This window comes from Blastococcus sp. KM273128 (assembly GCF_021698975.1).
Taxonomy (GTDB): Bacteria; Actinomycetota; Actinomycetes; order Mycobacteriales; family Geodermatophilaceae; genus Blastococcus.
This window is the reverse complement of the sequence record NZ_SSXA01000057.1, coordinates 1-26,658: the sequence shown is the minus strand read 5'-3', so window position 1 is coordinate 26,658 and position 26,658 is coordinate 1. Positions and strand designations below refer to the sequence as shown.

Genomic DNA, 26,658 nt, shown 5'->3' with positions numbered 1-26,658 from the left:
CCGTCCCGCTGCCCGGCCCGGTGACGGGGCGCTCCGGCAGCCCCCCGCCCGGCGAACCGCAGGCCCCCGGGCCGGACGCGGGGGGCGCGGCCGGCGTGGGAGGTACGGACGGGCCGGCCGACGGCGGGACGGTGGCCGGGGTGCCGCCCCCGGGCGGGACGGTGGCCGGGGACTCCTCGACGACGGCCACCGGCGTGTCCGTGAGGCAGACCCCGGGGACCGGGCCCAGGGCGTCGTCGCCCACCACGGCTGGGCCGGCCGGGCACCCCAGCGCCCCGCGGAGCTCCTCGACGCGGGCGGCCAGGGCGCCCAGCAGCTCGGTCGAGCGCTCGTAGGCCGGTGCGGCGCCGGGCGGCAGGTCGGCGGCCAGGGCCGCCAGCCCACCGGACTGCTCGGCGGTCCAGCGGGCGAGCGGCTCCAGCGGCGCGGCGTCGGCCGCCTGGACGGCCTGCGCAGCCAGCCAGGCGGCCCCCTGGGTGGTGTGCTCGTCCATGGTCTGCAGGGTGCGCTCGACCAGTGCCGCGTCCCCGGTGCCGACGAGGAGGGTCAGCTCCTCCAGCCGGGTACCGGCCAGCTCCAGCAGGGTCTGCCCGCGGCTGTCGCCCGCCAGCGCCAGCTGGGTCTGCTCGGTGCCGCGCTTGAGGTCGTAGAGCGGGTCACCCGGCTGCGCGCCGGCCGCGACGGCCACCAGGGCGGCCAGGCCGGTCGCCGCGACCGCCGCGCCGGCGAGCCCGGCGGTGATCCGCCCCCGCCACCGGGACGGTGGCCGGTCCACGGCCCGGGCGGCCAGCAGCCGGTGGCGCAGGGCGCGCGGCGGCTCGGGGTTGCGGACGGCGGCCATCGCCACGAGCCGGGCGCGGGCGCGGGCGCGGAAGTGGGGGTCGGGGCCGGTGTCGAGCTGGTCGGCGAGGGAGTCCAGCCGCGCCATGACCGCCGTCGCGGTGTCGGGACCGGTCGGGGTGGAGCCGTCCTCGGGTCGGTTCACCCGCCACCTCCCGTCCTCACCCCGGCGCACGTCCTGCTCGCGACGCCCGTCCGCCGCGACCTGCCCAACGACGGGGCGGGCCCGCCGGTTACGGCCGGTCGGGGAGCGGTGGTCACCGCAACCCCTCGGGGAGCAGGCTCGCCAGCCGCCGGACCGCCCGGTGCTGGAGCGCCTTGATCGCGCCGTCCTTCTTGCCCATGATCTCGGCAGTCTCGGCGACGGACAGACCGTGCAGGAAGCGCAGCACGATGCACTCCTGCTGCTCGCTCCCCAGCTGCCTCACGCAGGCCAGCAGCTGCTCGTTCGAGAGGTGCTGGAGCACGGCGTCCTCGGGGCCGTCGGTGGCGCGGTCCGCGTCGCGCATGTCCGCGGTGCTGACCTCCAGCCGGAAGCGGCTGCTCTTCACCTGGTCGCGGATGATGTTGCGGGCGATCGTCACGAGCCAGGCGCCGACGTCGCGGCCCTGGAACGACAGCGAGTCGATCCGCCGCAGCGCGCGCACGAAGGTCTCGCTGGTGACGTCCTCGGCCGTCGCCCGGTCGCCGACGCGGTGGTAGGCGTACCGGTGCACCAGCGTCACGTAGTGGTCGTACAGCCGGCCGAACGCCTCGGCGTCCCCCGCCTGGGTGCGGCGCACCAGTTCCCACACGTCGACGTCGCCTGCCGCGACGGGACCGGGATCGGCGGCCGCGAGCTCCGTGACGACCTCGGTCGGCAGCTCGGCTGCCGCCGGAGGTGGCGGCGGGGGCGCGGGCAGGGCCTCGGCGCTCGCACGGGGGAACGGTGTCGGGCGCGGGCGGGAGCCGGCGCCGGCCGACCGCTCGGCGTCCAGGGGCTGCGGCATGCGGGGCGTTCGACCTCCTCCTCGGCCCGCTCTGCCTGGACCGTCCTGGTGTCGCCGGGCGCGCCGGAGGGCGCGCGCGGGCTGCGGCACGGGCCCCATGGTGACAACATCGCCCGTGCCCGTCCACGGCAGCCTGCCCCCGCGCGTCCCCGGGCGCACGGCGGGCCCGGCTGCGCGCCCTCCCGACGACAGGAGTCCCCGTGCCCGAGGCAGGCACCTCGCTGGCCGCCCTGGTCCGCGCCGCCGCGCAGCGCGACCCCGACGCACCCGCCGTGGTGGCCGGGGACCGCCGGCTGAGCTGGGGTGAGCTGGACGCGGCCGCGGACCGCGTCGCGGCGGGCTACGGCGAGCGCGGGCTCCGCGCCGGGGACCGGATCGCCGTCCAGCTGCCCAACGGCGTGGACTGGCTGCGGGCGGTGCTGGGCGGGCTGCGCGCCGGCCTCGTCGTCGTCCCGGTGAACACCGCCTACACCGACCCCGAGCTCGAGCACGTGCTCACCGACTCCGGTGCCGCGCTGCTGGTCGCTCCCGGCGTGCGCGACGAGCTGGCGGGGGTGCCGGTCTGCCCGGGCCCGCCGGAGGCGGACGGGCCGGTGCCCGCGGTGCCCGACGACCCCGCCGCGTTGGCGTTCCTCTGCTACACCAGCGGGACCACCGGCCGGCCGCGCGGCGCGATGCTCACCTCGGGTGCGCTGCGCGCCAACCAGGAGCAGTGCCTGGCCATGACGCCGCCCCCGGTGCGCGCCGACGACCGGGTGCTGCTGGTGCTGCCGCTGTTCCACGTGTACGGCCTCAACGCCGGCTTCGGCCTGGTCGCGGCCACGGGGGCCTGCGCCGTGCTCCAGGAGACCTTCGACCCGCGGGCGTCGCTGGCGCTGATGGCCGAGGAGCGGGTCACCACGGTGCCGGGCGCACCCCCGATGTACCAGGCCTGGCTCGCCGCCGCCGACGCCGCCGGGAGCGACGCCGACCTGCGCCGCGCGTTCGCCGGCGTCCGCATCGCCTCGGCCGGTGCCGCCCCGCTGCCCGAGGAGGTGTGGACGGCGATGCGCGAGCGCGCCGCCGTCACCGTCTGGGAGGGCTACGGCCTCACCGAGGCCGCGCCCGTGGTGGCCAGCACCCTCGCCACCGGCCGGGCCAAGCCGGCCTGCATCGGCGGCCCGGTGCCGGGGCTGGAGCTGGTGCTGCGCGACACCGCTGCCGCGGCGCCGATCCCGGGCGACGAGGAGGTCGGGACCGAGGGCACCGAGGACGGCGCCGACGAGGGGCCCGGCGAGATCTGGGTGCGCGGCCCCAACCTGTTCTCCGGCTACTGGCCCGACGGGGCCGACGGGCCGGACGACGACGGCTGGCTGGGCACCGGTGACCTCGCCTACCGCGACGCCGACGGCGACCTGCACCTGGTGGACCGGCGCAGCGACCTCGTCCTGGTCAGCGGCTTCAACGTCTACCCGGCCGAGGTGGAGCGCGTCCTGGACCAGCACCCCGCGGTGGCGGAGAGCGCGGTGATCGGCGTCCCCGACGCCCGCACCGGGTCCGCCGTGCGCGCCGTCGTCGCCCTGGTGCCGGGGGAACGGCTGACGGTGGCGGAGCTCCAGGCGCACGCGACCGGGTCGCTGGCCCGCTACAAGGTGCCGACGTCGGTGCACTTCCTGCCCTCGCTGCCGCACTCGCTCACCGGCAAGGTCAGCCGCGCCCGGCTGCGCGAGCTCGGGCTCACCGGCACCGAGGACGCGGCGACGCCGGCGGCCGCGGAGGGCACCGGTGGCTGAGCGCCTGGAGCTGCTGGTGCGCCAGGGCTGCCACCTCTGCCTCACCGCCGCCGAGCAGCTGGCCCCGATCGCCGCCAGCGCCGGCCTGCAGCCGGTCGAGGTCGACGTCGACACCGACCCGGAGCTGCAGGCCGAGTACGGGGACCGGGTGCCGGTGCTGCTGGTCGACGGCCGGGAGCACTCCTACTTCACGCTGGACGTCCCCCGGTTGCGGCGGGATCTCGGCCTGCCGGGGGGCGCCACGGGCTGACCCCCCGTCCGGGGGGCGGCGCCCGGCGGTTAGGGTGGTCTCCACCACATCTGCGACCGGATCGGTCCAGGTCAGCGGGCCGCTGCCGCTCCGGCGACTTTGTTCCGGCGTTCACAAGCGGTTACCGTGGCGGACGCGAGCGCGTCGAGCGCCCGCGTCCCCGATGTCGCAGCCCCGTCCCCGGCGCCCGCCGGGCCCCCGGGCGCGACCGCTGTGGAGAGCCCGTGATCCAGCCGCGGCCCCGGTCGATCCCGGAGGCCACCGTCGCCCGCCTGGCCGTGTACCTGAGGGTGCTGACCAGCTTCGCCGACGGCGGCCGGACGACCGTCTCCTCCGGCGACCTCGCCTCCGCGGCCGGCGTCAACCCGGCCGGGCTGCGCAAGGACCTCTCCCACCTGGGGTCCTGCGGCGTCCGCGGGGTCGGCTACGACGTGCGGGCCCTGCGCGAGCGGATCGCCCGCGTGCTGGGTGCCGAGCGCTCCCGCGCCTGCGTGCTGGTGGGCATCGGCAACCTCGGCTCGGCGCTCGCCGACTACGCCGGGTTCGGCAGCCGGGGGTTCGAGTTCGTCGGCCTGCTCGACGCCGCGCCCGACCGCGTCGGCCAGCGCATCGGCGGGCTGACCGTGCGGGACGTCGCCGACCTGGAGGCGGTCGTCGCCGCCGGCGAGGCCTCCATCGGGGTCATCGCGACGCCGGCCGACGTCGCCCAGCAGGTCTGCGACCGGCTCGCCGCGGCCGGGGTGAGGAGCATCTTGAACTTCGCGCCGGTGACCCTGTCGGCCCCGGCCGGCGTCGACGTCCGCCACGTAGACCTCTCCGTGGAGCTGCAGGTGCTCGCCTTCCTGGGCCAGCAGCGGGTGCCCGTGGGGGAGGCGACGGCATGAGTCTCCTGGCCGTGGGCGTGAGCCACCAGACCGCACCGGTCGCGCTGCTGGAGCAGTTCGCGATGGGCGCCGACGAGCGCGTCAAGGCGCTGCACGAGCTCGTCGGCAGCGACCACGTCAGCGAGGCGCTGGTGCTCGCCACCTGCAACCGGGTCGAGGTCTTCGCCGAGGTCGAGCGGTTCCACGGCGGCGTCACCGACGTCAGCCGCGTGCTCGCCCGCCAGGCCGGTGCCACGGTCGAGGAGCTCTCCCCCTACGTGACCGTGCACTACGAGGACCAGGCGGTGGCCCACCTGTTCACCGTGGCCGCCGGGCTGGACTCCATGGTGGTCGGGGAGACCCAGGTGCTCGGCCAGCTGCGCGCCGCCTACGCCCTCGCCCGCGAGGAGGGCACGGTCGGCCGTGCCCTGCACCCGGTCGCCCAGCGCGCGCTGCGCGTGGGCAAGCGCGTGCACTCCGAGACCGGCATCGACCGGGCCGGCGCCTCGCTGGTCTCGGTCGCCCTCGACCGGGCCGAGGCCCGCATCGGCGCGCTCGCCGGCCGCCCCGTCCTCGTCGTCGGCGCGGGCTCCATGGGCGCGCTCGCCGCGACCACGCTGGCCCGACGCGGCGCCGACGTGGTGGTCAGCAGCCGCACCCCGGCGTCGGCCGAGCGGCTGGCCGAGGCCGTCGAGGGCCGCGCCGCGCCGCTGTCGCGCATGGGTGAGGAGATCGCCGCCGCCGACGTGCTGGTCACCTGCACCGGCGCCACCGGGCTGGTCGTGGGGACCGACGTCGTCGCCGCGGCGATGACCGGCCGCCGGGACCGGCCGCTGGTCGTCATCGACCTCGCGCTGCCCCGCGACGTGGACCCCGGCGTCGCGGCGCTGCCCGGCGTCCACGTCGTCGACCTGGCTCTCCTCCAGGGCGAGCGGCACGACGGCCGGGCCGCCGCCGGGCCGGTCGCGGCCGACGACATCAGCGCCGCCCGCGCCATGATCGAGGCGGAGGCGGCGCTGCTGCGTGCCGAGCGGCAGGCCGCCGAGGTGGGGCCGACCGTCTCCGCGCTGCGCAGCCAGGCGGCGGAGGTCGTCGACGCCGAGCTGCTGCGGCTCGCCGGCCGGCTGCCCGACCTGGACGCGCGCGCCCGCGCCGAGATCGCTCGCACGGTCCGCCGCGTCGTCGACAAGCTGCTGCACGAGCCGACCGTGCGGGTGAAGGAACTGGCCGCCACGCCGGGCGGCACCGACTACGCAGGCGCACTGCGGGCACTGTTCGGGCTGGGCATCGACGCCGACGTCACCCCCGGCGCCGGCCGGCTGGCCGACGCCGTCACCGTCGACCCCGACCGCCCGGGAGGCCCGGCATGACCGCCACCGACGAGCAGGTCACCACCACCGCGGCGGCCGTCCCCGCGACCCCGCTGCGGCTGGGCACCCGGGCCAGCGTGCTCGCGCAGACCCAGTCCCGCGCCGTCGCCGACGCCCTCACCGCGGCCACCGGCGTGCCGGTCGAGCTGGTGCTGATCAGCACCGAGGGCGACCGGTCCTCGGCGGCGATCGCCCAGCTGGGCGGCACCGGTGTGTTCGTGACCGCGATCCGCCGCGCCCTGCTCGACGGCGAGGTCGACCTGGCGGTGCACAGCTACAAGGACCTGCCCACCGCGCCGGAGCCGGGGCTGGCCCTCGCCGCCGTGCCGGTGCGGGAGGACCCGCGCGACGCCCTGGTGGCCCGCGACGGGCTCACCCTCGGCGAGCTGCCGCCCGGTTCGCGGATCGGCACCGGCGCCCCGCGCCGCGTGGCCCAGCTGCGGGCGCTCGGCCTCGGCCTGGAGGTCGTGCCGATCCGCGGCAACGTCGACAGCCGGATGGCCCGGGTGGCCGGGTCGCCCGACGGCCCCGGTGACCTGGACGCCGTCGTCCTGGCCCGGGCCGGCCTGAGCCGGATCGGCCGCACCGACCGGATCACCGAGACCCTCGACCCGCTCCAGGTGCTCCCCGCCCCGGCCCAGGGGGCCCTGGCGGTCGAGTGCCGCGCCAGCGACGCCCGCACCCGCGAGCTGCTGGGCCGGCTCGAGGACGGCGCGACGCGCGCCTGCGTGGTGGCCGAGCGCGCCACGCTGGCCGCGCTCGAGGCCGGGTGCAGCGCCCCGGTGGCCGCCTACGCCGAGGTCGCCGAGGGGGAGGCCGGCCCCGAGCTGTTCCTCCGTGCCTCGGTGACCGCGCTCGACGGCAGCGACTCCGTCCGCGGGTCGGTCACCGGCGCCCCGGCCGACGCCGCGGCGCTCGGCCGGGGCCTCGCCGCCGAACTGCTCGACCGGGGCGCCGCCGCGCTGATGGCGGCCGGCGAATGACCCCCCACCCCACCCAGACCCCAGAAGACGCCCGAACGACTCGGGCCATACCAGACGCCCGACCTCGTCGGGCCAGGATCAGGAGCACGCCATGACGCGCTTCCGCAAGACCGCGGGCCAGTCCGGCCGGGTCGTGTTCGTCGGCGCCGGCCCGGGTGACCCGGGCATGCTCACCGCCCGCGCGAGCGCCGCGCTGGCCGAGGCGGCGGTGGTCCTCGTCGACCCCGACGTCGCCTCCGCCGTTCAGGACGCCGTCCGCGAGGCCAACCCGGAGGCCGAGCTCACGCCGGTGTCCGGCGAGCCCGCGGAGGTGGCCAAGGGTGCCGTCGCGGCCGCCAAGAACGGCGCCGTCGTCGTCCGCCTCGTCACCGGTGACCCCTACACCTCCGACGACGTGGTCAAGGAGGTGCTCGCCGTCGGCCGCACCTCCGTGCCCTTCGACGTGGTGCCCGGTGTCGCCACCGCCACCGCCGTCCCCGCCTTCGCGGGCGTCGCGCTGGGCAGCACCGCGGTGACCGCGGACCTGCGCGGTGAGGTGGACCTCCTCGCACTGGCCGCCGCCGCCGCGGGCACCGGCGGCACCCTGGTGCTCCAGGGCAGCGCCGACCAGCTCCCGGACGCCGCCGTGCGCCTGGTGGAGGGCGGCCTCGCCGGCAGCACCCCGGTGGTCGTCACCACCGGCGGCTCGGGCACCGGGCAGAAGAGCCTGGTGAGCAAGCTGTCGGCCGTGGCGGAGAAGACCGCCGGGCTCGACCCGCTCAGCGGGCCGGTGGTGGCCACCGTCGGCGCCGCCGTCGACAAGCGCGCCAGGCTCTCCTGGTGGGAGAGCCGCCCGCTGTTCGGCTGGCGGGTGCTCGTGCCGCGCACCAAGGACCAGGCCGGGGAGATGAGCGACCGGCTGCGCGCCTACGGGGCGGTGCCGGTGGAGGTGCCGACGATCGCCGTCGAGCCGCCGCGCAGCCCCGCGCAGATGGACCGCGCCATCAAGGGCCTGGTCACCGGCCGCTACGGCTGGATCGTCTTCACCTCGGTGAACGCGGTGAAGGCCGTGCGGGAGAAGTTCGTCGAGCTGGGCCTGGACGCCCGCGCCTTCGCCGGCGTCAAGGTCGCCTGCGTCGGCGAGCAGACCGCCGACGCGGTGCGGGAGTTCGGCATCCAGCCGGAGCTGGTGCCCACCGGCGAGCAGTCCAGCCAGGGCCTGCTGGCCGACTTCCCCGAGTACGACGACGTGCTCGACCCGATCGAGCGGGTGCTGCTGCCGCGCGCCGACATCGCCACCGAGACCCTCGCGGCCGGGCTGGTCGAGCGCGGCTGGGAGATCGACGACGTCACCGCCTACCGGACCGTGCGGGCGGCGCCGCCGCCGGCCGCGGTGCGCGAGGCGATCAAGGGCGGCGGCTTCGACGCCGTCTGCTTCACCTCGTCGAGCACCGTGCGCAACCTGGTCGGCATCGCCGGCAAGCCGCACGCCAAGACCGTGGTCGCGGTGATCGGCCCGGCGACGGCGGCCAGCGCGCAGGAGTTCGGCCTGCGGGTCGACGTGCAGCCCGAGACCGCCGCGGTCGGGCCGCTGGTCGACGCGCTCGCCGAGCACGCCCTGTCGCTGCGCGAGGCGGAGGACGGCGAGGGGAAGTGACGGGCGCGGCTGGCCGGGCGGGACAGGAGCAGGGTGCCAATCCGGGCTTCGCGCGCGGGCGCCGGCTGCGGTCGACGCCCGCGCTGCGGCGGCTGACCGCGCAGACCCGGGTGGCCCCGGCCGACCTGGTGCTGCCGGTCTTCGTCAAGGAGGGCATCGACGAGCCGGTGCCGATCGGCTCCATGCCCGGCGTGGTCCAGCACTCCCAGGACTCGCTGCGCAAGGCCGCGCACGAGGCGGCCGAGGCCGGTATCGGCGGGCTGATGCTGTTCGGCATCCCGTCGGGCAAGGACCCGGTCGGCTCGCAGGCCGACGCCGCCGACGGCGTGGTCAACGTGGCGCTCCAGAACCTGCGGGCCGACCTCGGCGACGAGCTGGTGCTCATGGCCGACCTGTGCCTGTGCGAGTACACCGACCACGGGCACTGCGGCGTGGTCACCCCTGCCGGCGTCGTCGACAACGACCCGACGCTGGACCGGTACGCGGCGGTGGCGATCGCGCAGGCGCAGGCCGGGGCCCACCTGGTCGCGCCGAGCGGGATGATGGACGGCCAGGTGGCGGCGATCCGCGCCGGGCTGGACAGCGCCGCGTTCACCGAGGTGCCGATCCTGGCCTACGCGGCCAAGTACGCCTCCGGGTTCTACGGGCCCTTCCGCGAGGCGGCCGAGGGCGCGCCGCAGTTCGGTGACCGGTCGACCTACCAGATGGACCCGCCGAACGCCGACGAGGCGCTGCGCGAGGTGGCGCAGGACCTCGCCGAGGGCGCCGACGCGGTCATGGTGAAGCCGGCGCTGCCCTACCTGGACATCGTCACCAAGGTCGCCGCCGCCGTGCAGGTGCCGGTGAGCGCCTACCAGGTCAGCGGCGAGTACGCGATGGTCGAGGCGGCCGCCGCCAACGGGTGGGTGGACCGCGAGCGGGCGATCCTCGAGACGCTGGTCGCCATCCGCCGCGCGGGCGCCGGCCAGGTGCTCACCTACTGGGCCGTCGAGGCGGCGCGGCTGCTGACCCGCTGAGCCCGGTGCAGTCCTACGTCGAGCCCGGGGGCTCCTGGCGGCCGTTCTGGCTGGTCGCCGGCGTCCTCGGGCTCTTCGCCGTCTGGGACCTCTTGCTGCCCGGGCCCGACGTACCGCCGCTGGTCTGGGTGCTCACGCTGGTGGCCGTGCCGGGGATCGTCGCGATCGGCTGCCTCTCGGCCCGCCGGGTGTGGACGGTGCGGGTGGACGCCGACGGCCTGGCGGTGGGCCGCGAGCAGGTGCCGCTGGGCGACGTGGACGCGGCGGCGCTGCGCGGCGCCGACGCGGGCGCGGACGCCGGCGCCCCCGTGCTCGGCGGCGGCTGGTCGTTGCCGCGCGGCCGCACGGGGCTGCCGCTGCGGCTGGCCGACGGCCGGACGGTGCTGGTCCCCACGCGCGACCCGGCGGCGCTCCGGACCGCCCTGCTCGGGGGTGTGCGCGATGCCTCCGACCGCTCGCCCGGCGCAGAGGGGACACTGGGGTCGTGACCTCGCTGGAGAGCCCGCCCTACACCTACGAGGCCCCCGTCTCGGCCGGCCTGTTCGCCCGTGGTCAGGAGATCACCCCGGGCGGCGTGAACAGCCCGGTGCGGGCCTTCCGCGCCGTCGGCGGCACGCCGCGGTTCATGGCCGAGGGCTCGGGCCCCTGGCTCACCGACGCCGACGGGCGGCGCTACGTCGACCTGGTCAGCTCGTGGGGGCCGATGATCCTGGGCCACGCGCACCCCGCCGTCGTCGAGGCGGTGACCGCGGCCGCCCGGCGCGGGCTGTCGTTCGGCGCCCCCACCGAGGGCGAGCTCGAGCTCGCCGAGGAGATCCGGGCCCGGGTGGCCCCGGTGGAGCGGGTCCGGCTGGTCAACTCCGGCACCGAGGCGGTGCTCTCGGCCGTGCGCCTGGCCCGGGGCGTGACCGGCCGGCCGCTGCTGGTCAAGTTCGCCGGCAACTACCACGGCCACGTCGACGCGCTGCTGGCCTCGGCCGGGTCGGGCGTGGCCACGCTCGGGCTGCCCGACACCCCGGGCGTGACGACCGGCGCCGCGGCGGACACCGTTGTCCTGCCCTACAACGACGTCGCCGCCGTCGAGGCGGTCTTCGCCGAGCGCGGGTCGCAGATCGCCGCGGTCGTCAGCGAGGCCGCCCCCGGCAACATGGGCGTCGTGCCGCCGCTGGACGGGTTCAACGCCGAGCTGCGGCGGATCACCGCCGCGCACGGCGCGCTGCTCGTGCTCGACGAGGTCATGACCGGCTTCCGCGTCTCGCGGTCGGGCTGGTACGGCCTGGACCCGGTCGACGCCGACCTGTTCACCTTCGGCAAGGTCATGGGCGGCGGGCTGCCGGCGGCGGCGTTCGGCGGCCGGGCCGACCTCATGGACCACCTCGCGCCCAGCGGGCCCGTCTACCAGGCCGGGACACTGTCGGGGAACCCGGTGGCGGTCGCGGCGGGGCTGGCCACGCTGCGGAACTGCACCGACGAGGTGTACGCGCGCTGCGACGAGGTCTCCGCGGTGCTGCGGGGAGCCGCCAGCGCGGCGCTGTTCGCCGCCGGGGTGCCGCACCGGGTGCAGCAGGCCGGCAGCATGTTCTCGATCTTCTTCGTGCCCGACGAGCGGCAGGTGCGCGACTACGACGACGCCCGCACGCAGGACGTCTCCCGCTACACCGCCTTCTTCCACGCGCTGCTGGCCCGTGGGGTCTACCTGCCGCCGTCGGCGTTCGAGGCGTGGTTCGTCAACTCCCAGCTCGACGGGGAGGCGCTGGACCGCGTGCTCGAGGCGCTGCCCGCCGCGGCCCGGGCCGCCGCCGAGGCCGACGCCCACCGCACCGGCGCTATCGACAGCGAGCGCTCCTCGTGACCACCACCGTCGTCCACCTCCTCCGGCACGGCGAGGTGCACAACCCCGCCGGGGTGCTCTACGGCCGGCTGCCCGGCTACCGGCTGTCCGCCGCCGGTGAGGCCATGGCGGTCGCGGCCGCGGAGTGGTTCCGCGGGCGGGATGTCGTCCACCTGGTGTCCAGCCCGCTGGAGCGGGCGCGGCAGACCATCCGCCCGCTGGCCGAGGCGACGGGGCTGGAGGTCGCCGTCGACGAGCGGATCATCGAGGCGGGCAACGCCTTCGAGGGCACCGTCGTCGGCCGCGGGGGCGGCGTCTTCCGCGCTCCCCGCAACTGGTGGAAGCTGCGCAACCCCATGCAGCCCTCCTGGGGCGAGCCCTACGTCGAGATCGCCGCGCGGATGATCGCCGCCGTCGAGGCCGCCCGGGACGCCGCGCACGGCCACGAGGCGGTGCTGGTCAGCCACCAGCTGCCCATCTGGACGACCCGGCTGCACGTCGAGGGGCGCCGGTTCGCCCACGACCCGCGCCGCCGCCAGTGCTCGCTGGCCAGCGTCACCTCGCTCACCTACGAGGACGACCGGTTCGTGGGCGTCGCCTACGCCGAGCCGGCCGGCGCGACCGACCCCGATGCGGTGCCGGGCGCATGAGGAAGGTGCTCACGGCCGTCCTGGCGACGGCGCTGCTGGCCGGGTGCAGCACCGGCTCCGACGCCGTCGACGTCAACAACGGCGGGGAGTTCCGCTTCGTCGCCGGCACCCCCGCCGGTGAGGTGATCCCGCCCGCAGAGCGGCAGCCCGCCCCGCGGTTCACCGGCGAGCTGCTCGACGGCGGCGCCTTCGACTCGGCGTCCCTGGACGGCGGGATCACGGTCATCAACTTCTGGGGCTCGTGGTGCCCGCCCTGCCGGGTGGAGACGCCCGAGTTCGAGGAGGTCTACGGCGAGGTCGGCGCCGAGGGCGTGGAGTTCCTCGGCATCAACGTCAAGGACGACCGCCAGCTCGCCCAGGCCTTCCTCGACGGCGAGGAGATCACCTTCCCGTCGCTGTTCGACCCGCGCGGCGAGGTGGCCCTGGCGTTCCGGGACTACCCGGCCAACGCCATCCCGTCCACCATCGTGCTGGACCGGCAGGGCAGGGTGGCCGCGGTGTACACCGCGGCCGTGCAGCAGGACGACCTGCGGACGGTGCTGGACCAGGTGCTGGCGGAGGGGATCTGACCGTGGGGGAGACCTTCGCCGGCCTGGTCACCGACGGGCCGCTGCTGGTGGCCGCCGGCGTCGCCGCGCTCGTGGGGCTGATCAGCTTCGCCTCGCCCTGCGTGCTGCCGCTGGTGCCCGGCTACCTGTCCTACGTCACCGGCCTGGTCGGCAGCGGCACCCGCACGGCGGCGCCCGCGGCCGCGCCCGCCGGCGGCGGGACCGCGACGGCGGTGCGCGCGCCGGTGGACGAGCGCGCGCCCCGCGGCCGTATGGTGCTCGGCGCGCTGCTGTTCGTCCTCGGCTTCACCCTCGTCTTCGTGGCCTTCGGCGCCGCCTTCGGGGGCCTGGGCCGGCTGCTGGTCGAGCACGCCGAGACGCTCAACCGGGTCTTCGGCGCGATCACCGTCGTCGTCGGGCTCGGCTTCCTGGGGTGGCTGCCGCTGCTGCAGCGCACCAAGCGCCTCACCGCCCGGCCGGTCGCCGGGCTGGCCGGCGCCCCGCTGCTGGGCATCGTCTTCGGGCTGGGCTGGACGCCGTGCCTGGGGCCGACGCTCGGCGCCGTGTACTCGCTGGCGGTCTCCGAGGCCACCGCCGGGCGCGGCGCGCTGCTGGGCGTCGCCTACTGCCTGGGTCTGGGCGTGCCCTTCCTGCTGGTGGCGCTCGGCGCCCGCTGGGCCGTGGGTGCCACCTCGTTCCTGCGCCGGCACGCCCGATCGGTCACCCGCTTCGGCGGCGCCGTCCTGGTGCTGATCGGGCTGCTGCTCCTGACCGGCGCGTGGACCGAGATGATGGGCTGGCTGCGCTCGTGGCTGGCGGCCACCGGCCTCGGGGAGTCGGCGCTGTGAGCGTCGAGGCACCCCCGCGCCCGGCTGCGCCCGCACCGCCCCCGGGGCCCTCGGTGGGCCGGCGCCTCGGCGGGCTGCTGCTGCGCTGGTGGCGGCGGCTCACCGCCATGCGCACCGCGATCGTGCTGCTGTTCCTGCTGGCGCTGGCGGCCGTGCCCGGCTCGTTGCTGCCGCAGCGCTCGCTGTCGCAGAACAACGTCAACCAGTACTTCGCCGACCACCCCGAGCTCGCCCCGGTGCTGGACCGGCTCTACCTGTTCGACGTCTTCAGCTCGCCGTGGTTCGCGGCGGTCTACCTGCTGCTGTTCGTCTCGCTCATCGGCTGCGTCGTGCCGCGCGCCGCCGAGCACGCCCGCGCGCTGCGCACCCCGCCGCCGGCGGCCCCGCGCAACCTGCTCCGGCTGCCCGACTCCGGCCGCCTCGCCGCCCCCTCCGACCCCGGCGCCGCGCTCGACGTCGTCGAGGAGGAGCTGCGGGTGCGCCGGTTCCGCGTCGTCCGCCGCGACGGGGCGCGCGGGCCGGAGCTGTCGGCGGAGAAGGGCTACCTCAAGGAGACCGGCAACCTGGTCTTCCACCTCTCTCTGCTCGCCCTCCTGCTCGGCCTCGCCGGCGGGAAGCTGTGGGGCTACGAGGGCAGCATCCTGGTCACCGAGGGGCAGGGTTTCTGCAACTCGTTCCAGCAGTACGACACCTACTCCGCGGGCCCGCTGGTCGACAGCGGCGACCTCAACGCCCTCTGCGTCGACCTCGACCAGTTCACCGCCGAGTACGAGGACAACCTCACCGCGGCGTCGTTCACCGCCGACATCCGCTACGGCGCGCCGGCCGGCGAGGAGCGCTCCCGCACCATCGGCGTCAACGACCCGCTGCGCCTCGACGGCGACCGCGTCTACGTCACCGGCCACGGCTTCAGCCCGACGTTCACCGTGACGGTGCCGGACGGGACGACGTTCACCGACGTGACCGTGCCCTTCCTGCCCACCGACCAGGGGACGATGGCCAGCGAGGGCGCGCTCAAGCTGCCCGACCTCCCGGGCCAGGAGGACCAGCTGGCGCTCGAGGGCTTCCTCGCCCCGACGGGGCTGGTGCAGGGCGGCGTGCTGACGTCGATCGACCCGCGCCCGCTGGCCCCGCAGGTGGCGCTGATCGCCTACTCCGGCTACATCGGCCTGGACTCGGGGCTGCCGCAGTCGGTGTACTCGATCGACCAGAGCCAGATCGAGCGCGGGCGGCTCACCGAGGTCGGCTCGGCGAACCTGTCGGTGGGGGAGTCGTTCGACCTGCCCGACGGCACCCGCATCACCTTCAGCGGGGTCAAGGAGTTCGCCGCCCTGCAGTACTCGCACGACCCGGGCCAGCTCTGGGTCCTGGGCGCCTCGATCGTCCTCCTCGGCGGGCTGCTCGGCATGCTGCTGCTCCGCCGCGAGCGCGTCTTCGCCCGGGCCGAGGCCGCCGGCGACGGCGGCGGTACCGTGCTCACGCTGGCGGCGCTGACGCGCGGCGGTGGTGAGGGCGGCTCGCGCTTCGAGGCCCTGTCCGACGACCTGCGGGACGCGCTGGCCGCGGCCCCGCCCGCCCGCACCGCACCCGAACCGGAGGTCCCCCCGCGTGACTGACCCCTCCCTGGCCGAGCTGTCGGACAACCTCTTCTCCGTGAGCGTCGCGCTCTACTCGGTCGCGCTGCTCGCCTTCTGCGCGCAGCTGGCCTTCGGCCGGCGGCTGGCGCGCAGCCGTGAGCTGGCCGTCGTGGGGGCCGGTGCCCCCGTCGCCCCGGCCCCGGCTCCCGACGCACCGGCCGGCGAGAGCCCGCGGGGCAACCGGTGGGGGCTGGTCGCCATCGGGCTGACCGTCCTGGGCGCGCTCGCCCACGCCGGCATCCTGGTCACCCGCGGCATGGCGACCGACCGGCTGCCGTGGGGCAACATGTACGAGTTCGCGACGGCGGTCGTGCTGGTCGCGGTCGTGGCCTACGTGGTGCTCGCGGTGCGCACGCCCAACCTGCGGCACATCGGCGTCTTCGTGCTGGGCCCGGTGGTGCTCTCGCTGGTGGCGATCGGGCTGGGCCTGTACACCGAGGCCGCGCCCGTGGTGGCCGCGCTCCGGTCGTCCTGGCTGGCCATCCACGTGACGGCGGCGATCATCGGCTTCGGCGTCTTCATGGTCAGCGGCATCGCCGCCGCGCTGTACCTGGTGAAGGCGCGGCCGGGTGCGGACGAGGGCGGCGGCGTCGTCTCCCGGCTGCCCGCGGCGGCGACCCTCGACCGCGTCGCGCACCGGACCGCGGTGCTCGGCTTCCCGATCTGGACCTTCGCGGTCATCGCCGGCGCCATCTGGGCGGAGGCCGCGTGGGGCCGCTTCTGGGGCTGGGACCCGAAGGAGACCTGGTCGTTCGTCGCCTGGGTCGTCTACGCGGCCTACCTGCACGCCCGGACGACGTCGGGCTGGCGGGGGCGCAAGGCGGCGTGGGTGAACGTGGTCGGTCTCGCCGTGATGATCTTCAACCTGACGTTCGTCAACCTGGTCTCCAGCGGGCTGCACAGCTACGCCGGGGTCTGACCCGACCTCCCCCGTCCGGGCTGCCGCGCGCGGGCAATGCGGCCCGTCGTCGGTCCCGCGTGCTTCCATGCCCCCATGGAGCTGACCAGCAGCGCACCGGCAGGCGGGGAGGCGGCCCGTGGGTAGGCACGAGGCGGCCGAGGGCGCCTCGCCGCACCCGCTCGTCGCCGCCGCGCTCGCCGTCCGGCCGTCGGGCACCGCAGGCGGGCACCGCGAGGGGCCACGGGGCACGGCGGAGGAGGGGGACCTCGGCTGGCCGGGGGACGAGCCCGCTCCCGGGAGCGGCGGGCTGGGGTGGCCGGGCTCCACCGAGGAGCAGGCGGCCGCCCCGGAGCACGCGGAGCCGGCTGGGCCCCCCGCCACCGCGGAGGCACCGCCCCGGCGCGGCTGGCGCCGGCTGTTCGGCGCGGCGCCCGCCGCCTAGCTCGGGCGGGGCGGGCTCAGGTCGGGGAGCCGTCGTCCCGGCGGGCCCGGCGCTCGAGCTCGCGCAGGAACTCCGGGTCGTCGTCCGGCGCCACGAACTTCACCGGACCCTTGGGCCGCTGGGGACGGCGCGCGGGACGCGCGCTCCCCTCGGGCCCGGCGTTCGCCGCAGCGCGCACCACCAGGGCGACCACCACGACCGCAACCACGAGAACCACCAGGAACACCACGGGCCCACCCCCTCGTCGGACTCCAGCGTACGTCGGCGGCGATACTCGGTGCCGCACAACCGACATCGCTACCCCCGTGCAGGACGGAGAACCGCCATCGACGCCGTGGACCGGCAGCTGGTCGAGCTGCTGAGCGCCAACGGGCGCGCCAGCTACGCCGAGCTCGCCCGGCAGGTGGGGCTCTCCTCACCGGCGGTGCACGAGCGCGTGGGCAAGCTGGAGGCGGCCGGGGTCATCCTCGGCTACCGCGCCGTCGTCGACCCGGCGGCCGTGGGGCGGCCGGTGACCGCGCTGGTGAGCCTGATCGAGAGCGACGCCGTCGACGACCCGCGGGTGCAGGACGAGCTGCGCGCGCTCCCCGCCGTCGAGGACTGCTGGCGCGTGGCCGGCGGTGAGGACTACGTGCTGAAGGTGCGCGTGACCGACATCGCGGCACTCGAGGGGACCATCGACGCGTTGAACCGCATCAGAGGGGTCGCACGAACGAGGACGACGGTCGTTCTCTCGACCAAGTGGGAGGGCCGTCATGGCTGAGCAGCAGAACCCGGCCGGTGCGCCGGTGGGCCCCGCGGGTGGCGCGGCCTCGCCGCCGAAGGTGCTGCCCTGGCTGGTGATGTACACCGTCGGCCGGTTCGCGATCGCCGCGGCGCTGGTCCTGCTGCTCTGGTGGGTCGGTCTCGGCAGCTTCCCGGGCCTGCTGTTCGGCCTGCTCTTGTCGATGCCGGTCTCCTACGTGCTGCTCCGGCCCTCCCGCGAGCGGCTCACCGAGGCGCTCGCGGCCCGCAGCGTCGCCCGGCGCGCGGCCCGCGAGGACCTGCGCGACCGGCTCAGCGGCGGCACCGCCGAGTAGCCCGGCGCCGGCGCGGCTGCCCGCGCCGACCCGTCGAGCGCGCACTGCCTAGGATCCTGGCATGACCAGCGAGGACGCCGGCCCGGAGCGCCTGATCAGCCGGCGTGCGTGGTTGCTCGGCTTGCTCATCTGGGCTGTGGCCGTCGTCCTCGGCTTCACGCTGTGGAACAGCGGCGCCGGCTTCGGGGCGCTCGTCGGAGGCGCCGCCGGGATGCTGGGTGCCTACCTGGCGATCACGTTCATGCACCGTCGCAGGACGACGAGCCGGCGGCCCCGCTGACGTCGCGCGCCACGCTGGAGCGACTGCCGCGGCCAGCTGGTCCGCAGGCTGGCGACGTCGAGCCGCGCCACCGACCGTTGGGCCGCACCAGGACGCGGCTCGACGGTCGCCGGCGCGGCTCGACCCGGGCGGCAGCAGGTGCTGTTCCCCCCGCGGAGCGACGTCGGTCACACCCGGGAGCCACCGCTGCTGCCGTGCTCAGCTGAGCGCGAGCCCGGCGGCGAGCAGGACGCCGGTCGCCAGGGTCAGCAGGCCGGTGGACGCGAGCACCGCGATGAGCGCCGGGCCGCGCGCGCCCGCCAGCACCGTGCGCGCCGGCCCGAGGGCGAGCGGCGCGGCGGCCAGCGCCAGGAGAGCCCACGGCCGCGTGACGCCGACCCCCACGACCACGGCGAACGGGACGGCCAGCAGCGCGGCGTAGAGCAGCCGCGTGCCGCGGTCGCCGAGCAGCACCGCCAGCGTGCGCTTGCCGACCCGGGCGTCGCCCTCGATGTCGCGGAGGTTGTTCGCGACGAGGATCGCCACGATCAGCAGGCCGACCGGCACCGACACCGCGAACGCCAGCCCCGGCAGCGTGCGGGTCTGCACGTAGGTGGTGCCGACGACGGCCACCGGCCCGAAGAAGGCGAAGACGAAGACCTCGCCGAGGGCCCGGTAGCCGTAGGGGAGCGGGCCGCCGGTGTAGGTCCAGGCGGCGGCGATGCACACCGCGCCCACCACCACCAGCCACCAGCTCGACAGCGCCGCCAGCGCCAGCCCCGCGACCCCGGCGACGGCGAACGCCAGCAGCGCCGCCACGAGCACCTGCCGGGCGGAGGCGGCACCGGAGCCGACGAGCCGCATCGGGCCGACCCGGTCGGTGTCGGTGCCGCGCTTGCCGTCGGAGTGGTCGTTGGCGTAGTTCACGCCGACCTGCAGCGCCAGCGCGACGACCAGGGCGAGCAGCGCGGGGCCGAGCCGGAACCCGTCGAGCGCGACCGCGGCGCCGGTGCCGACGAGCACCGGCGCGACCGCCGCGGGAAGGGTGCGGGGGCGGGCGCCTGCCAGCCACTGGGCGGGGGTGGCCATCAGACCTCCGGGGTGCGGGCCGCGACGGCGCGGCGGTCGGGCTTGCCCGTGTGCAGGGTGGGGATCGCGTCGATCAGGTGCAGCTCCCGCGGCGCGGCGGGGGCGCCGAGCCGCTGCGCCACCCACGGCCGCAGCTCGGCCAGCGCCGGCGCGGCCCCGGCCGCGGGGACGACGGCGGCGACCACCCGTTGCCCCCACTCCGGGTCCGGGCGGCCGAAGACGACGGCATCGCCGACCGCGGGGTGCTCGCGCAGCGCGGCCTCCACGGCGGCGGGGGCGACGTTGACCCCGCCGCTGATGACGACGTCGTCCAGCCGGCCGTGCACGGTGAGCCGTCCGGCGGGGTCGAGGGCACCGGCGTCGCGGGTGCGGAACCAGCCGCCGGTGAACGCGGCGGCCGTGGCCGCCGGGTCGCCGCGGTACCCCAGCGCCAGCACCGGGCCGGCCAGCTCGACGCCGCCGTCGGCGATCCGCACCCGCACCCCGTCGAGCGGCACGCCGTCGTAGACGCACCCCCCGGCGGTCTCGGTCATCCCGTAGGTCGTGACGACGGCGACGCCCTCGGCCCGGGCGCGGGCGAGCAGCGCGGGATCGGTCGCCGCACCGCCGACCAGGATCGCGTCGAACGAGCGCAGCGCGTCCGGCTCGGCGTCGAGGGCGCGACGCAGCTGGGTCGGGACGAGCGAGGTGTAGCGGCGGTCGCCGGGCGGCATGCGGGCCACCGCGTCGGCCAGCGGCTCCCCGTCGCGAAGCCGCGTCGGGGTCCGGCCGGTCAGCAGCGAGCGGCACAGCACCTGCAGCCCGGCCACCGCCGACACGGGCAGGGCGAGCAGCCAGCTCCCGGGGCCGCCGATCCGGTCGAGGGTCGCCGCCGCCGATGCGCGCAGGGCGCCGGCGGGGAGCAGCACCCCCCGGCCGCCGCCGGTCGAGCCGGAGGTGACGACGACGAGGTCGGCGCCCGGCTCCAGCGGCTCGTCGGGGCGGAGGACGGCCCGCGCCGCGTCGACCACGGCCGGGGGGCCGGCGGGCAGCACGGCCAGCGGGCGCCCGCCGTCCAGCGCCGCGCGGACGTCGTCGTCGGAGAGCTCGCCCGCGGCCACGAGGGTCAGCTGCCGAGCCACGAGGGACGAGGGTACGGCGGGGTCCTTCTAGGCTGATCACCGTGACCTCCCTCCCCGCGATCGCGCTACCGGCGGGGATCACCGAGCTGGCCGTCTACGAGGTCCCGCTGCGCACCCGCTTCCGGGGCATCGACGTGCGCGACGGCGTGCTGCTGCGCGGGCCGGCCGGCTGGGGCGAGTTCTCCCCGTTCTGGGACTACGAGGCCGCCGAGAGCCGCCGCTGGTGGGCTGCCGCCGTCGAGGCCGCGACCGAGGGGTTCCCCGCACCCGTGCGCTCACGCGTACCGGTCAACGTGACGGTGCCGGCCGTCGGCGCGGCGCGGGCGCACGCGATCGTCGCCGCCTCGGGCTGCGGCACCGCCAAGGTGAAGGTCGCCGAGCCCGGGCAGACGGCGGCCGACGACCTCGCCCGCGTCGAGGCGGTCCGCGACGCGCTGGGCCCCGGCGGCGCGATCCGGGTGGACGCCAACGCCGCCTGGGACGTCGGCACCGCGGCGCGGCGGATCCGCGAGCTCGACGCCGCCGTGGGCCTGGAGTACGTCGAGCAGCCGTGCGCCACGCTGCCGGAGCTGGCCGCGCTGCGCCGGCGGATCGACGTCCGGGTCGCCGTCGACGAGGGGGTGCGCCGCTCGGCCGACCCGCTCGCCGTCGACCTGCGGGAGGCCGGCGACGTCGTCGTCCTCAAGGTGCAGCCGCTGGGCGGCGTGCGGGCGGCGCTGCGCGTCGCGGAGGCGCACGGGCTGCCGTGCGTCGTCTCCTCGGCGCTGGAGTCCTCGGTCGGCATCGCCGCCGGCGTCGCGCTGGCCGCCGCGCTGCCGGAGCTGCCGTTCGCCTGCGGCCTGGCCACCGTCGCGCTGTTCACCGGTGACGTGTCGTCGTCGCCGCTGCTGCCGGTCGACGGCGCGCTGCCGGTGGTCCGCCCGGAGCCCGACCGCGTCCCCGCCGCCGGGGAGGGGACGGCTGCCCGGTGGGCGGCCCGGATCGACGAGGTGCTCGCCGCGTGAACCCGTCCACCGCCTTCGCCCGCGTGCTGGTCGACGAACTGGTCCGCGGCGGCGTCACCGACGCCGTCCTCGCCCCGGGCTCGCGGTCCGCGCCGCTGGCCCTGGCGCTCGCGGCGGCCGAGCGGGACGGCCGGCTGCGGCTGCACGTGCGCATCGACGAGCGGACGGCGGCGTTCCTCGCGCTCGGCCTGGCGAAGGCGTCCGGCCGCCCCGTGCCGGTGGTGACCACCTCGGGGACGGCGACCGCGCACCTGCACGCGGCGGTGCTCGAGGCCGACGCCAGCGGGGTCCCGCTGCTGGCGCTCACCGCCGACCGCCCCCCGGAACTGCGCTCCACCGGCGCCAACCAGACCGTCGAGCAGGCCGCGCTGTACGGGGCCGCGGTGCGCTGGGCCACCGACGTCGGGGTGCCCGAGGCCGGCCGCGAGGAGGCGCAGAACCGCTACTGGCGCTCGCTGGCCGCCAAGGCGCTGACCATCGCGCTCGGGACGCTCTCGTCCGACCCCGGCCCGGTGCACCTGAACCTGGCGCTGCGCGAGCCGCTGCTGCCCGACGACGAGCCCGGCGAGCTGACCGGGCCCTGGGCCGGCCGCCCCGGCGGGCGCCCCTGGACGGAGGCGGAACCGTCGGCGGGCTGGGCGGCGCGCGCGCACCGCCTGCCGCCGCGCACCCTCGTCGTCGCCGGTGACGGTCCGGCGCACGCCGCGCCCGGGCTCTCCGAGGGGTCCGCGTGGCCCGTCGTCGCCGAGCCGAGCAGCGCCTTCTGGGGGCTGCCCGGCAGCGTGCGCGGGGGCGTGCTGGCGCTCGGGGCGCCCGGCTGGCTGGCCGCGCACCGGCCCGAGCGGGTGCTCGTGGTGGGCCGCCCGACGCTCTCCCGGCCGGTCAGCGCGCTGCTGGCCGACCCCGCCGTCACCGTGGAGACGGTGAGCGCCTCTCCACGGTGGGCCGACGCCGGCCGGTCGAGCAGCGCCGTCCGGCGGCTGTTCGCCGGCGCCGAGCCCGACGGAGCGGTCGACGCGGGATGGGCGGCGGCCTGGCAGGCGGCCGCCGACCGGGTGGGGACGGCGGTCGACGCGCTCCTGGACGACGCCCCCGTGCTGACCGCCGCCCGGCTGGCGCGCGACGTCGTGGCCGCGCTCCCCGCGGGCGCGCTGCTGGTCCTGGGGTCGTCGACGCCGGTGCGCGACGTCGACCGGCTGGCCGTGCCGCGCGCCGACGTCACCGTGCTGGCCAACCGCGGCGTCGCGGGCATCGACGGCACGATCTCGACGGCCGTGGGCGCCGCGCTGGTGCACGGTGGGCGGGCGTTCGCGCTGATGGGCGACCTGACGTTCCTGCACGACCTGACCGGGCTGCTGCTCGGTGAGGGGGAGCCGCGGCCGGACCTCACCGTCGTCGTGCCCGACAACGACGGCGGCGGCATCTTCGCCCAGCTCGAGCCGGGCCAGGACCGCCACGCCGCGGACTACCGGCGGGTCTTCGGCACGCCGCACGGGCGGGACCTGGTCGCGGTCGCCGAGTCCCTCGGGTGGCCGGCGACCCGGGTGTCGACGCCGGCGGAGCTGCAGGCGGTGCTGGGGCTGGGCGGGCCGCAGGTCGTCGTCGTCGGCACCGACCAGCGCGCCGAGGCCGAGCTCGCCGTCCGGCTCCGGCAGGTGGCCGCCGCCGCGCTGGGCTGAGCGCCGGGCGCACCGCCGGCCGGCTGCCCAGCGGGGCCGGTTGGTGCGCCGGCCACCACGGCTCAGCGCACGACGTCGTAGAGGGCCTTGAGAACGCCGTTCGAGTAGGCCTCGGACTCCCGCAGCGCGAGCTGCCGCCCGTCCTCGTCGCTCCGGCTGAACACGCTCTTGCCCGAGCCGAGCAGGACCGGGAACACCAGCAGGTTGTAGCGGTCGACGAGGTCGGCGTGGGCGAGGTTCCGCGCCAGTTCGGCGCTGCCGTGGATGAAGATCGCACCGCCCTCGGTCTGCTTGAGCGCGGCGACGTCCTCGGTCGTCCGCAGGATGTGCTGGGGGCCCCAGCCGTCGACGAGCGCCTCCTCGCCGAGCGACCGGGAGACGACGTACTTGGGCAGGTCGCGGTAGGCGATGTGGTCCTCGGAGCCGGGCCAGGTGCTGGCGAACGCCTCGTAGCTGCGCCGCCCGAACATGAGGGCGCTGGTCTCCTCGAGCTCCTCGGCCTTGAGTGCGAACGACTCCGGCACGAACGGCGTCCTCAGCACCCAGCCGCCGCCGGGGTGGCCCTCGACGGCCCCGCCGGGGGAGTCGACGACGCCGTCCAGGGTCATGAACCCCGTCCAGACGAGTTGACGTGGCATGGCCTACCTCCACGGTTCAGGGGGAGTCGTTCCCCGCGGCTCGGGCGGCGTGCTCGCGCCGTCCCGCTGCGATGACCGTAGGAGTTCCGGCGTCCCCGGTCGTGCACGGGAACGACACCGCTCGCCGGACGCGGCTCAGGACTCCAGGGCGGCCTGGAACGCGGCGAACTTCGACTGGGTCTCGGCCAGCTCGGCCGCCGGGTCGGAGCCGGCGACGATGCCGCAGCCGGCGAACAGCCGTGCCCCGCCGTCCCCGGTCAGCTCGGCGCAGCGCAGCGCCAGCCCGAACTCGCCGTCGCCCCGGGCGTCCATCCACCCGACCGGGCCGGCGTAGCGGCCGCGGTCCATGCCCTCCAGCTCACCGATCAGGGCGGCGGCGTCGGCGGTGGGCGTGCCGCAGACGGCGGCCGTCGGGTGCACCGCTCCCACGAGCTCCAGCAGGCCGGCCGGCACCCGCTGGGTGCCCACGACGTCGGTGGCGAGGTGCCGCACGTTGGCGAGCGTGAGCAGCTCGGGCTCCGCCGGCGCGGCCAGCTCGCGGCAGTACGGCTCCAGCGCGCGCACCAGCGAGTCGACGGCGAGCGCGTGCTCCGCTCGGTCCTTCGCCGACCCGAGCAGCGCCGCGGCCAGCCGCTCGTCCTCCGCACCGGCGCCGCGCGGCGCGGTGCCGGCCAGCACGCGGGAGGAGAGCTGCCGCCCGCTGCGCCGCAGCAGCAGCTCGGGGGTGGCGCCGAGCAGCCCGTCGACGGCGAAGGTCCAGCAGCCGGGGAAGCGCGCGGCCAGCCGGTGCAGCAGCCGCCGCGGGTCGAGGGCGGGCTCGGCGGAGACCAGCAGGTCCCGGGCCAGCACCACCTTCGCCAGGTCGCCCGCGGCGATCCGCGCCACGGCGGCCTCGACGGCGGCGCACCAGCTCGCCGGGTCCAGCGCGCCGTCGGCGTAGCGCAGACGGGGTGCCGGGCAGTCGCCGTCCCGCACGGGCGCAGGCAACTCCGGGGCGGCACCGATCGCGGTGACCCACCCGACGCCGTCCCGCCGCCCCACGACCACCTCGGGGACGACGAAGACCGACGTGCCGGACACGGGGTCGAAGGCGATGCTGCCGAAGACGACCGGCCCCGACCCGGGGACGCCGACGTCGTCACCGACGTCCAGCCCGGCGACGTAGGCGTCCCACCAGTCGGCGGCCTCGGCCAGCGCGCCGGGGCCGGAGACCTCGAGTCGGGCGGCCTCGCCCCAGCCGACGAGGCCCTCGCCCCGCCGCACCCAGGAGAGCCCGCCGCCCGCCGGCAGCAGGTCGAGCAGCTCGCCCGCGGCGTCGGCGCGGACCGTGCTGACGGTGCCCGCGGCCGCTGCCGGTGAGGTCAGGGCGGCCGCTGTCACGTGATCAGAGTAGGCAGCCTTGTAGCGTCGACGCCGTGGCAGACCGGCGAGACAACCCGCACACCGCCGGCGTCAGGGCCGGGCTTGACAAGCGACCGGCCGAGGTCGCGGCGATGTTCGACCGGGTCGCCGAGCGCTACGACGTCACCAACACGGTGCTCTCCGGCGGCCTGGACGCCTCCTGGCGGCGGGCCACCCGCGAGGCCCTGGGCGCCCGTCCGGGGCAGACGGTGCTGGACGTCGCGGCCGGGACGGCGGTCTCGACGGTGGAGCTCGCGGCCGGCGGCGTGCACGCGATCGCCTGCGACTTCTCCCAGGGGATGCTGCGCGCCGGGGCGGCCCGCCCGGTGCCGAAGGTGGCCGGTGACGCGATGGCGCTGCCGCTGGCCGACGAGAGCGTCGACGGCGTGGTCATCTCCTTCGGCCTGCGCAACGTGGCCGACCCCGACGCGGCGCTGCGCGAGTTCTCCCGGGTCACCCGCCCGGGCGGCACGCTGGTCGTCTGCGAGTTCTCCAGCCCCACCTGGGGGCCGTTCCGCACCCTGTACACCGAGTACCTCATGAAGGCGCTGCCCCGGATCGCCCGGGCGGTGAGCAGCAACCCCGAGGCCTACGTCTACCTGGCCGAGTCGATCCGCGCCTGGCCCGACCAGCCGGCCCTGGCCGCCCGGCTGCAGGCGGCCGGCTGGGCGGACGTCGCCTGGCGGGACTTGACCGGTGGCATCGTCGCGCTGCACCGGGGCCGCAAGGCGTGAGCCGCGGCGCGCGGGTGATCCTCGGGGACCGGTCGCTGCCCTCCGGCTACGCCCACCCGCACGCGTCGGAGGAGGCCCGGCGGATCGCCGAGCAGGGCACGGTGCTGCGCGCCCAGGTCGGGTCGGGGGTCCACGGCACCTCGATCTCCGGGCAGGACGACCGCGACGAGATGGGCCTGTGCCTGGAGCCGGCGCCGTTCGTCACCGGCCTCGCCAGGGTCCCCGCCGGCGTCGGCTCCCGCGCGTGGGTGCAGTTCGAGCAGTACCACCGGCACACCGCGTGGGACCGGCCCGGCGGCCTGGCGAACCGGTCGGGCGCCGGTGACCTCGACGTCGTCGTGTACTCGGCGCGGAAGTGGGCGCGGCTGGCCCTGGAGGGCAACCCGTCGGTCCTGCTGCTGCTCTTCGTGCCCGACGAGGAGGTCGTGCACCGCGACGAGGTCGGCGCCGAGCTGACGGAGAACGCCCACCGGTTCGTCTCCCGCCGGGCCGGGGAGCGGTTCCTGGGCTACCTCCGCGCGCAGAAGGCGGCGATGACCGGGGAAGCCGGCGCGCACACCAACCGGCCGGAACTCGTCCTCGAGCACGGCTACGACAGCAAGTACGCGATGCACGCCCTGCGCCTGGGGGTCCAGGGGGTCGAGCTCCTGACGACGGGGCGGATCTCCCTCCCGGTGCCCGAGCCGGACCGCTCCCGGCTGCGCGCGGTCCGCCGGGGCGAGGTGCGGCTGGACGAGGTGCTGGACGAGGTGGCCGCCGTCGAGTCGCGGCTCGTGGACCTGCAGGACAGCCCGGCGGTCCCGGCCGAGCCGGACCGGGCCTGGGTGGACGACTGGCTCCACCGCGCGCACCTGGCGTACTGGGCAGGCGGCTGAGCCGGACGCGAACTGTCGTACCTCGTACGTATGTTCGATCCGTGCCCACCGCCGAGCTGAGTCGCAGCGCCCTCGAGGGCGCGCTCGTGGGGTGGCTGCTGGAACTGCGGCCGACGGTCGCGCGGTTGCCGGTGGCGGTGCTGTCGGACGCGGAGAAGGCCGCCGAGCTGCGGCGGCTGCAGGCGCGGCGGGCCATGGACGCC

Annotated in this window: 29 protein-coding genes; 22 read left to right on the top strand and 7 right to left on the bottom strand. The window is 76.8% G+C overall.

Annotated features, from left to right (window positions below):
• Both E9529_RS15535 and E9529_RS15530 read right to left on the bottom strand, forming a co-directional pair.
• The coding region (locus tag E9529_RS15535; protein ID WP_236832064.1) for a DUF5667 domain-containing protein at nucleotides 1-985 on the bottom strand (985 nt) is incomplete at its 3' end.
• Nucleotides 986-1,097: 112 nt separating this feature from the next.
• Nucleotides 1,098-1,829 (bottom strand): sigma-70 family RNA polymerase sigma factor, encoded by a 732-nt coding sequence (locus tag E9529_RS15530; RefSeq protein WP_236832063.1) that lies wholly within the window; start codon nucleotides 1,827-1,829, stop codon nucleotides 1,098-1,100.
• A gap of 200 nt (nucleotides 1,830-2,029) precedes the next feature.
• On the opposite strand from E9529_RS15530, the gene E9529_RS15525 reads away from it, so the two are divergent.
• From E9529_RS15525 to E9529_RS15455, 15 genes are all read left to right on the top strand, one after another.
• Nucleotides 2,030-3,601 carry a class I adenylate-forming enzyme family protein gene (locus E9529_RS15525; protein ID WP_236832062.1) on the top strand — a complete coding sequence of 524 codons (1,572 nt, stop codon included), beginning with the start codon at nucleotides 2,030-2,032 and terminating at the stop codon, nucleotides 3,599-3,601.
• Complete coding sequence (locus tag E9529_RS15520) at nucleotides 3,594-3,851, top strand: glutaredoxin family protein (protein ID WP_236832061.1); 258 nt, start codon at nucleotides 3,594-3,596, stop codon at nucleotides 3,849-3,851. The genes E9529_RS15525 and E9529_RS15520 overlap by 8 nt, the downstream gene beginning before the upstream one ends.
• A 224-nt stretch (nucleotides 3,852-4,075) precedes the next feature.
• Complete coding sequence (locus E9529_RS15515) at nucleotides 4,076-4,735, top strand: redox-sensing transcriptional repressor Rex (protein WP_236832060.1); 660 nt, start codon at nucleotides 4,076-4,078, stop codon at nucleotides 4,733-4,735.
• Nucleotides 4,732-6,084: a glutamyl-tRNA reductase gene (locus E9529_RS15510; protein WP_236832059.1), complete on the top strand. Its 1,353-nt coding sequence runs from the start codon at nucleotides 4,732-4,734 to the stop codon at nucleotides 6,082-6,084. Before E9529_RS15515 ends, E9529_RS15510 begins: the two co-directional genes overlap by 4 nt.
• A complete protein-coding gene (gene hemC, locus E9529_RS15505; protein ID WP_236832058.1) occupies nucleotides 6,081-7,067 on the top strand; it encodes a hydroxymethylbilane synthase in 987 nt (328 codons plus the stop codon). Before E9529_RS15510 ends, hemC begins: the two co-directional genes overlap by 4 nt.
• Before the next feature lie 91 nt (nucleotides 7,068-7,158).
• Entirely contained in the window at nucleotides 7,159-8,703 is a 1,545-nt protein-coding gene (locus E9529_RS15500) for a uroporphyrinogen-III synthase (RefSeq protein WP_236832057.1), read from the top strand.
• Nucleotides 8,700-9,719 carry a porphobilinogen synthase gene (gene hemB, locus E9529_RS15495; protein WP_236832056.1) on the top strand — a complete coding sequence of 340 codons (1,020 nt, stop codon included), beginning with the start codon at nucleotides 8,700-8,702 and terminating at the stop codon, nucleotides 9,717-9,719. Before E9529_RS15500 ends, hemB begins: the two co-directional genes overlap by 4 nt.
• A gap of 5 nt (nucleotides 9,720-9,724) precedes the next feature.
• Nucleotides 9,725-10,207, top strand: a complete 483-nt coding sequence (locus E9529_RS15490; RefSeq protein ID WP_236832055.1) for a hypothetical protein — start codon at nucleotides 9,725-9,727, stop codon at nucleotides 10,205-10,207.
• Complete coding sequence (hemL, locus tag E9529_RS15485) at nucleotides 10,204-11,571, top strand: glutamate-1-semialdehyde 2,1-aminomutase (RefSeq protein ID WP_236832054.1); 1,368 nt, start codon at nucleotides 10,204-10,206, stop codon at nucleotides 11,569-11,571. Before E9529_RS15490 ends, hemL begins: the two co-directional genes overlap by 4 nt.
• The gene (locus E9529_RS15480; RefSeq protein WP_236832053.1) at nucleotides 11,568-12,200 is read left to right on the top strand and encodes a histidine phosphatase family protein; all 633 of its coding nucleotides are present in this window, start codon (nucleotides 11,568-11,570) and stop codon (nucleotides 12,198-12,200) included. Before hemL ends, E9529_RS15480 begins: the two co-directional genes overlap by 4 nt.
• Nucleotides 12,197-12,769: a TlpA disulfide reductase family protein gene (locus E9529_RS15475; protein ID WP_236832052.1), complete on the top strand. Its 573-nt coding sequence runs from the start codon at nucleotides 12,197-12,199 to the stop codon at nucleotides 12,767-12,769. Before E9529_RS15480 ends, E9529_RS15475 begins: the two co-directional genes overlap by 4 nt.
• Nucleotides 12,770-12,771: 2 nt before the next feature.
• The gene (locus E9529_RS15470) at nucleotides 12,772-13,596 is read left to right on the top strand and encodes a cytochrome c biogenesis CcdA family protein (protein WP_236832051.1); all 825 of its coding nucleotides are present in this window, start codon (nucleotides 12,772-12,774) and stop codon (nucleotides 13,594-13,596) included.
• A complete protein-coding gene (locus E9529_RS15465; protein WP_236832050.1) occupies nucleotides 13,593-15,212 on the top strand; it encodes a cytochrome c biogenesis protein ResB in 1,620 nt (539 codons plus the stop codon). Before E9529_RS15470 ends, E9529_RS15465 begins: the two co-directional genes overlap by 4 nt.
• Nucleotides 15,205-16,152, top strand: coding sequence for a c-type cytochrome biogenesis protein CcsB (gene ccsB, locus E9529_RS15460; protein WP_236832049.1), 948 nt, complete (start codon nucleotides 15,205-15,207; stop codon nucleotides 16,150-16,152). The genes E9529_RS15465 and ccsB overlap by 8 nt, the downstream gene beginning before the upstream one ends.
• A gap of 118 nt (nucleotides 16,153-16,270) precedes the next feature.
• Nucleotides 16,271-16,576, top strand: a complete 306-nt coding sequence (locus E9529_RS15455; RefSeq protein ID WP_236832048.1) for a hypothetical protein — start codon at nucleotides 16,271-16,273, stop codon at nucleotides 16,574-16,576.
• 16 nt (nucleotides 16,577-16,592) lie between these two features.
• Here E9529_RS15455 and E9529_RS22785 read toward each other — a convergent pair whose 3' ends face one another.
• On the bottom strand, nucleotides 16,593-16,805 hold the full coding sequence (locus E9529_RS22785) for a hypothetical protein (RefSeq protein WP_236828755.1): 213 nt from the start codon (nucleotides 16,803-16,805) through the stop codon (nucleotides 16,593-16,595).
• A 105-nt stretch (nucleotides 16,806-16,910) separates the two neighbouring features.
• Between E9529_RS22785 and E9529_RS15445 the strand changes: the two genes are divergently transcribed.
• From E9529_RS15445 to E9529_RS15435, 3 genes are all read left to right on the top strand, one after another.
• Nucleotides 16,911-17,339 (top strand): Lrp/AsnC family transcriptional regulator, encoded by a 429-nt coding sequence (locus E9529_RS15445; protein WP_236832047.1) that lies wholly within the window; start codon nucleotides 16,911-16,913, stop codon nucleotides 17,337-17,339.
• On the top strand, nucleotides 17,332-17,655 hold the full coding sequence (locus E9529_RS15440; RefSeq protein WP_236832046.1) for a DUF4229 domain-containing protein: 324 nt from the start codon (nucleotides 17,332-17,334) through the stop codon (nucleotides 17,653-17,655). Before E9529_RS15445 ends, E9529_RS15440 begins: the two co-directional genes overlap by 8 nt.
• 61 nt (nucleotides 17,656-17,716) lie before the next feature.
• Nucleotides 17,717-17,935: a hypothetical protein gene (locus tag E9529_RS15435; protein ID WP_236832045.1), complete on the top strand. Its 219-nt coding sequence runs from the start codon at nucleotides 17,717-17,719 to the stop codon at nucleotides 17,933-17,935.
• Nucleotides 17,936-18,133: 198 nt separating this feature from the next.
• Here E9529_RS15435 and E9529_RS15430 read toward each other — a convergent pair whose 3' ends face one another.
• Together E9529_RS15430 and menE are read right to left on the bottom strand one after the other, a co-directional pair.
• Nucleotides 18,134-19,003 carry a 1,4-dihydroxy-2-naphthoate polyprenyltransferase gene (locus E9529_RS15430; RefSeq protein WP_236832044.1) on the bottom strand — a complete coding sequence of 290 codons (870 nt, stop codon included), beginning with the start codon at nucleotides 19,001-19,003 and terminating at the stop codon, nucleotides 18,134-18,136.
• Complete coding sequence (gene menE, locus E9529_RS15425) at nucleotides 19,003-20,124, bottom strand: o-succinylbenzoate--CoA ligase (RefSeq protein WP_236832043.1); 1,122 nt, start codon at nucleotides 20,122-20,124, stop codon at nucleotides 19,003-19,005. Before menE ends, E9529_RS15430 begins: the two co-directional genes overlap by 1 nt.
• Before the next feature lie 41 nt (nucleotides 20,125-20,165).
• Between menE and E9529_RS15420 the strand changes: the two genes are divergently transcribed.
• The gene (locus E9529_RS15420) at nucleotides 20,166-21,128 is read left to right on the top strand and encodes an o-succinylbenzoate synthase (protein ID WP_236832042.1); all 963 of its coding nucleotides are present in this window, start codon (nucleotides 20,166-20,168) and stop codon (nucleotides 21,126-21,128) included.
• Nucleotides 21,125-22,807 carry a 2-succinyl-5-enolpyruvyl-6-hydroxy-3-cyclohexene-1-carboxylic-acid synthase gene (menD, locus tag E9529_RS15415; protein WP_236832041.1) on the top strand — a complete coding sequence of 561 codons (1,683 nt, stop codon included), beginning with the start codon at nucleotides 21,125-21,127 and terminating at the stop codon, nucleotides 22,805-22,807. Before E9529_RS15420 ends, menD begins: the two co-directional genes overlap by 4 nt.
• Before the next feature lie 62 nt (nucleotides 22,808-22,869).
• Here the strand turns inward: menD and E9529_RS15410 are convergent, their stop codons facing one another.
• The gene (locus E9529_RS15410) at nucleotides 22,870-23,445 is read right to left on the bottom strand and encodes a dihydrofolate reductase family protein (RefSeq protein WP_236832040.1); all 576 of its coding nucleotides are present in this window, start codon (nucleotides 23,443-23,445) and stop codon (nucleotides 22,870-22,872) included.
• 135 nt (nucleotides 23,446-23,580) lie between these two features.
• Entirely contained in the window at nucleotides 23,581-24,825 is a 1,245-nt protein-coding gene (locus E9529_RS15405; RefSeq protein ID WP_236832039.1) for an isochorismate synthase MenF, read from the bottom strand.
• Nucleotides 24,826-24,860: 35 nt separating this feature from the next.
• On the opposite strand from E9529_RS15405, the gene E9529_RS15400 reads away from it, so the two are divergent.
• Nucleotides 24,861-25,580 carry a demethylmenaquinone methyltransferase gene (locus tag E9529_RS15400; RefSeq protein ID WP_236832038.1) on the top strand — a complete coding sequence of 240 codons (720 nt, stop codon included), beginning with the start codon at nucleotides 24,861-24,863 and terminating at the stop codon, nucleotides 25,578-25,580.
• Nucleotides 25,577-26,455 (top strand): DNA polymerase beta superfamily protein, encoded by an 879-nt coding sequence (locus E9529_RS15395; RefSeq protein ID WP_236832037.1) that lies wholly within the window; start codon nucleotides 25,577-25,579, stop codon nucleotides 26,453-26,455. Before E9529_RS15400 ends, E9529_RS15395 begins: the two co-directional genes overlap by 4 nt.
• Nucleotides 26,456-26,658: the final 203 nt, after the last annotated feature.

Excerpts from the sequence above, each read along its gene's own strand:
- E9529_RS15530 (WP_236832063.1), bottom strand. The coding sequence starts at position 1,829 with ATGCCGCAGCCCCTGGACGCCGAGCGGTCGGCCGGCGCCGGCTCCCGC.
- E9529_RS15510 (WP_236832059.1), top strand. The coding sequence starts at position 4,732 with ATGAGTCTCCTGGCCGTGGGCGTGAGCCACCAGACCGCACCGGTCGCG.
- hemC (WP_236832058.1), top strand. The coding sequence starts at position 6,081 with ATGACCGCCACCGACGAGCAGGTCACCACCACCGCGGCGGCCGTCCCC.
- E9529_RS15500 (WP_236832057.1), top strand. The coding sequence starts at position 7,159 with ATGACGCGCTTCCGCAAGACCGCGGGCCAGTCCGGCCGGGTCGTGTTC.
- E9529_RS15475 (WP_236832052.1), top strand. The coding sequence starts at position 12,197 with ATGAGGAAGGTGCTCACGGCCGTCCTGGCGACGGCGCTGCTGGCCGGG.
- E9529_RS15440 (WP_236832046.1), top strand. The coding sequence starts at position 17,332 with ATGGCTGAGCAGCAGAACCCGGCCGGTGCGCCGGTGGGCCCCGCGGGT.
- E9529_RS15435 (WP_236832045.1), top strand. The coding sequence starts at position 17,717 with ATGACCAGCGAGGACGCCGGCCCGGAGCGCCTGATCAGCCGGCGTGCG.
- E9529_RS15430 (WP_236832044.1), bottom strand. The coding sequence starts at position 19,003 with ATGGCCACCCCCGCCCAGTGGCTGGCAGGCGCCCGCCCCCGCACCCTT.
- E9529_RS15410 (WP_236832040.1), bottom strand. The coding sequence starts at position 23,445 with ATGCCACGTCAACTCGTCTGGACGGGGTTCATGACCCTGGACGGCGTC.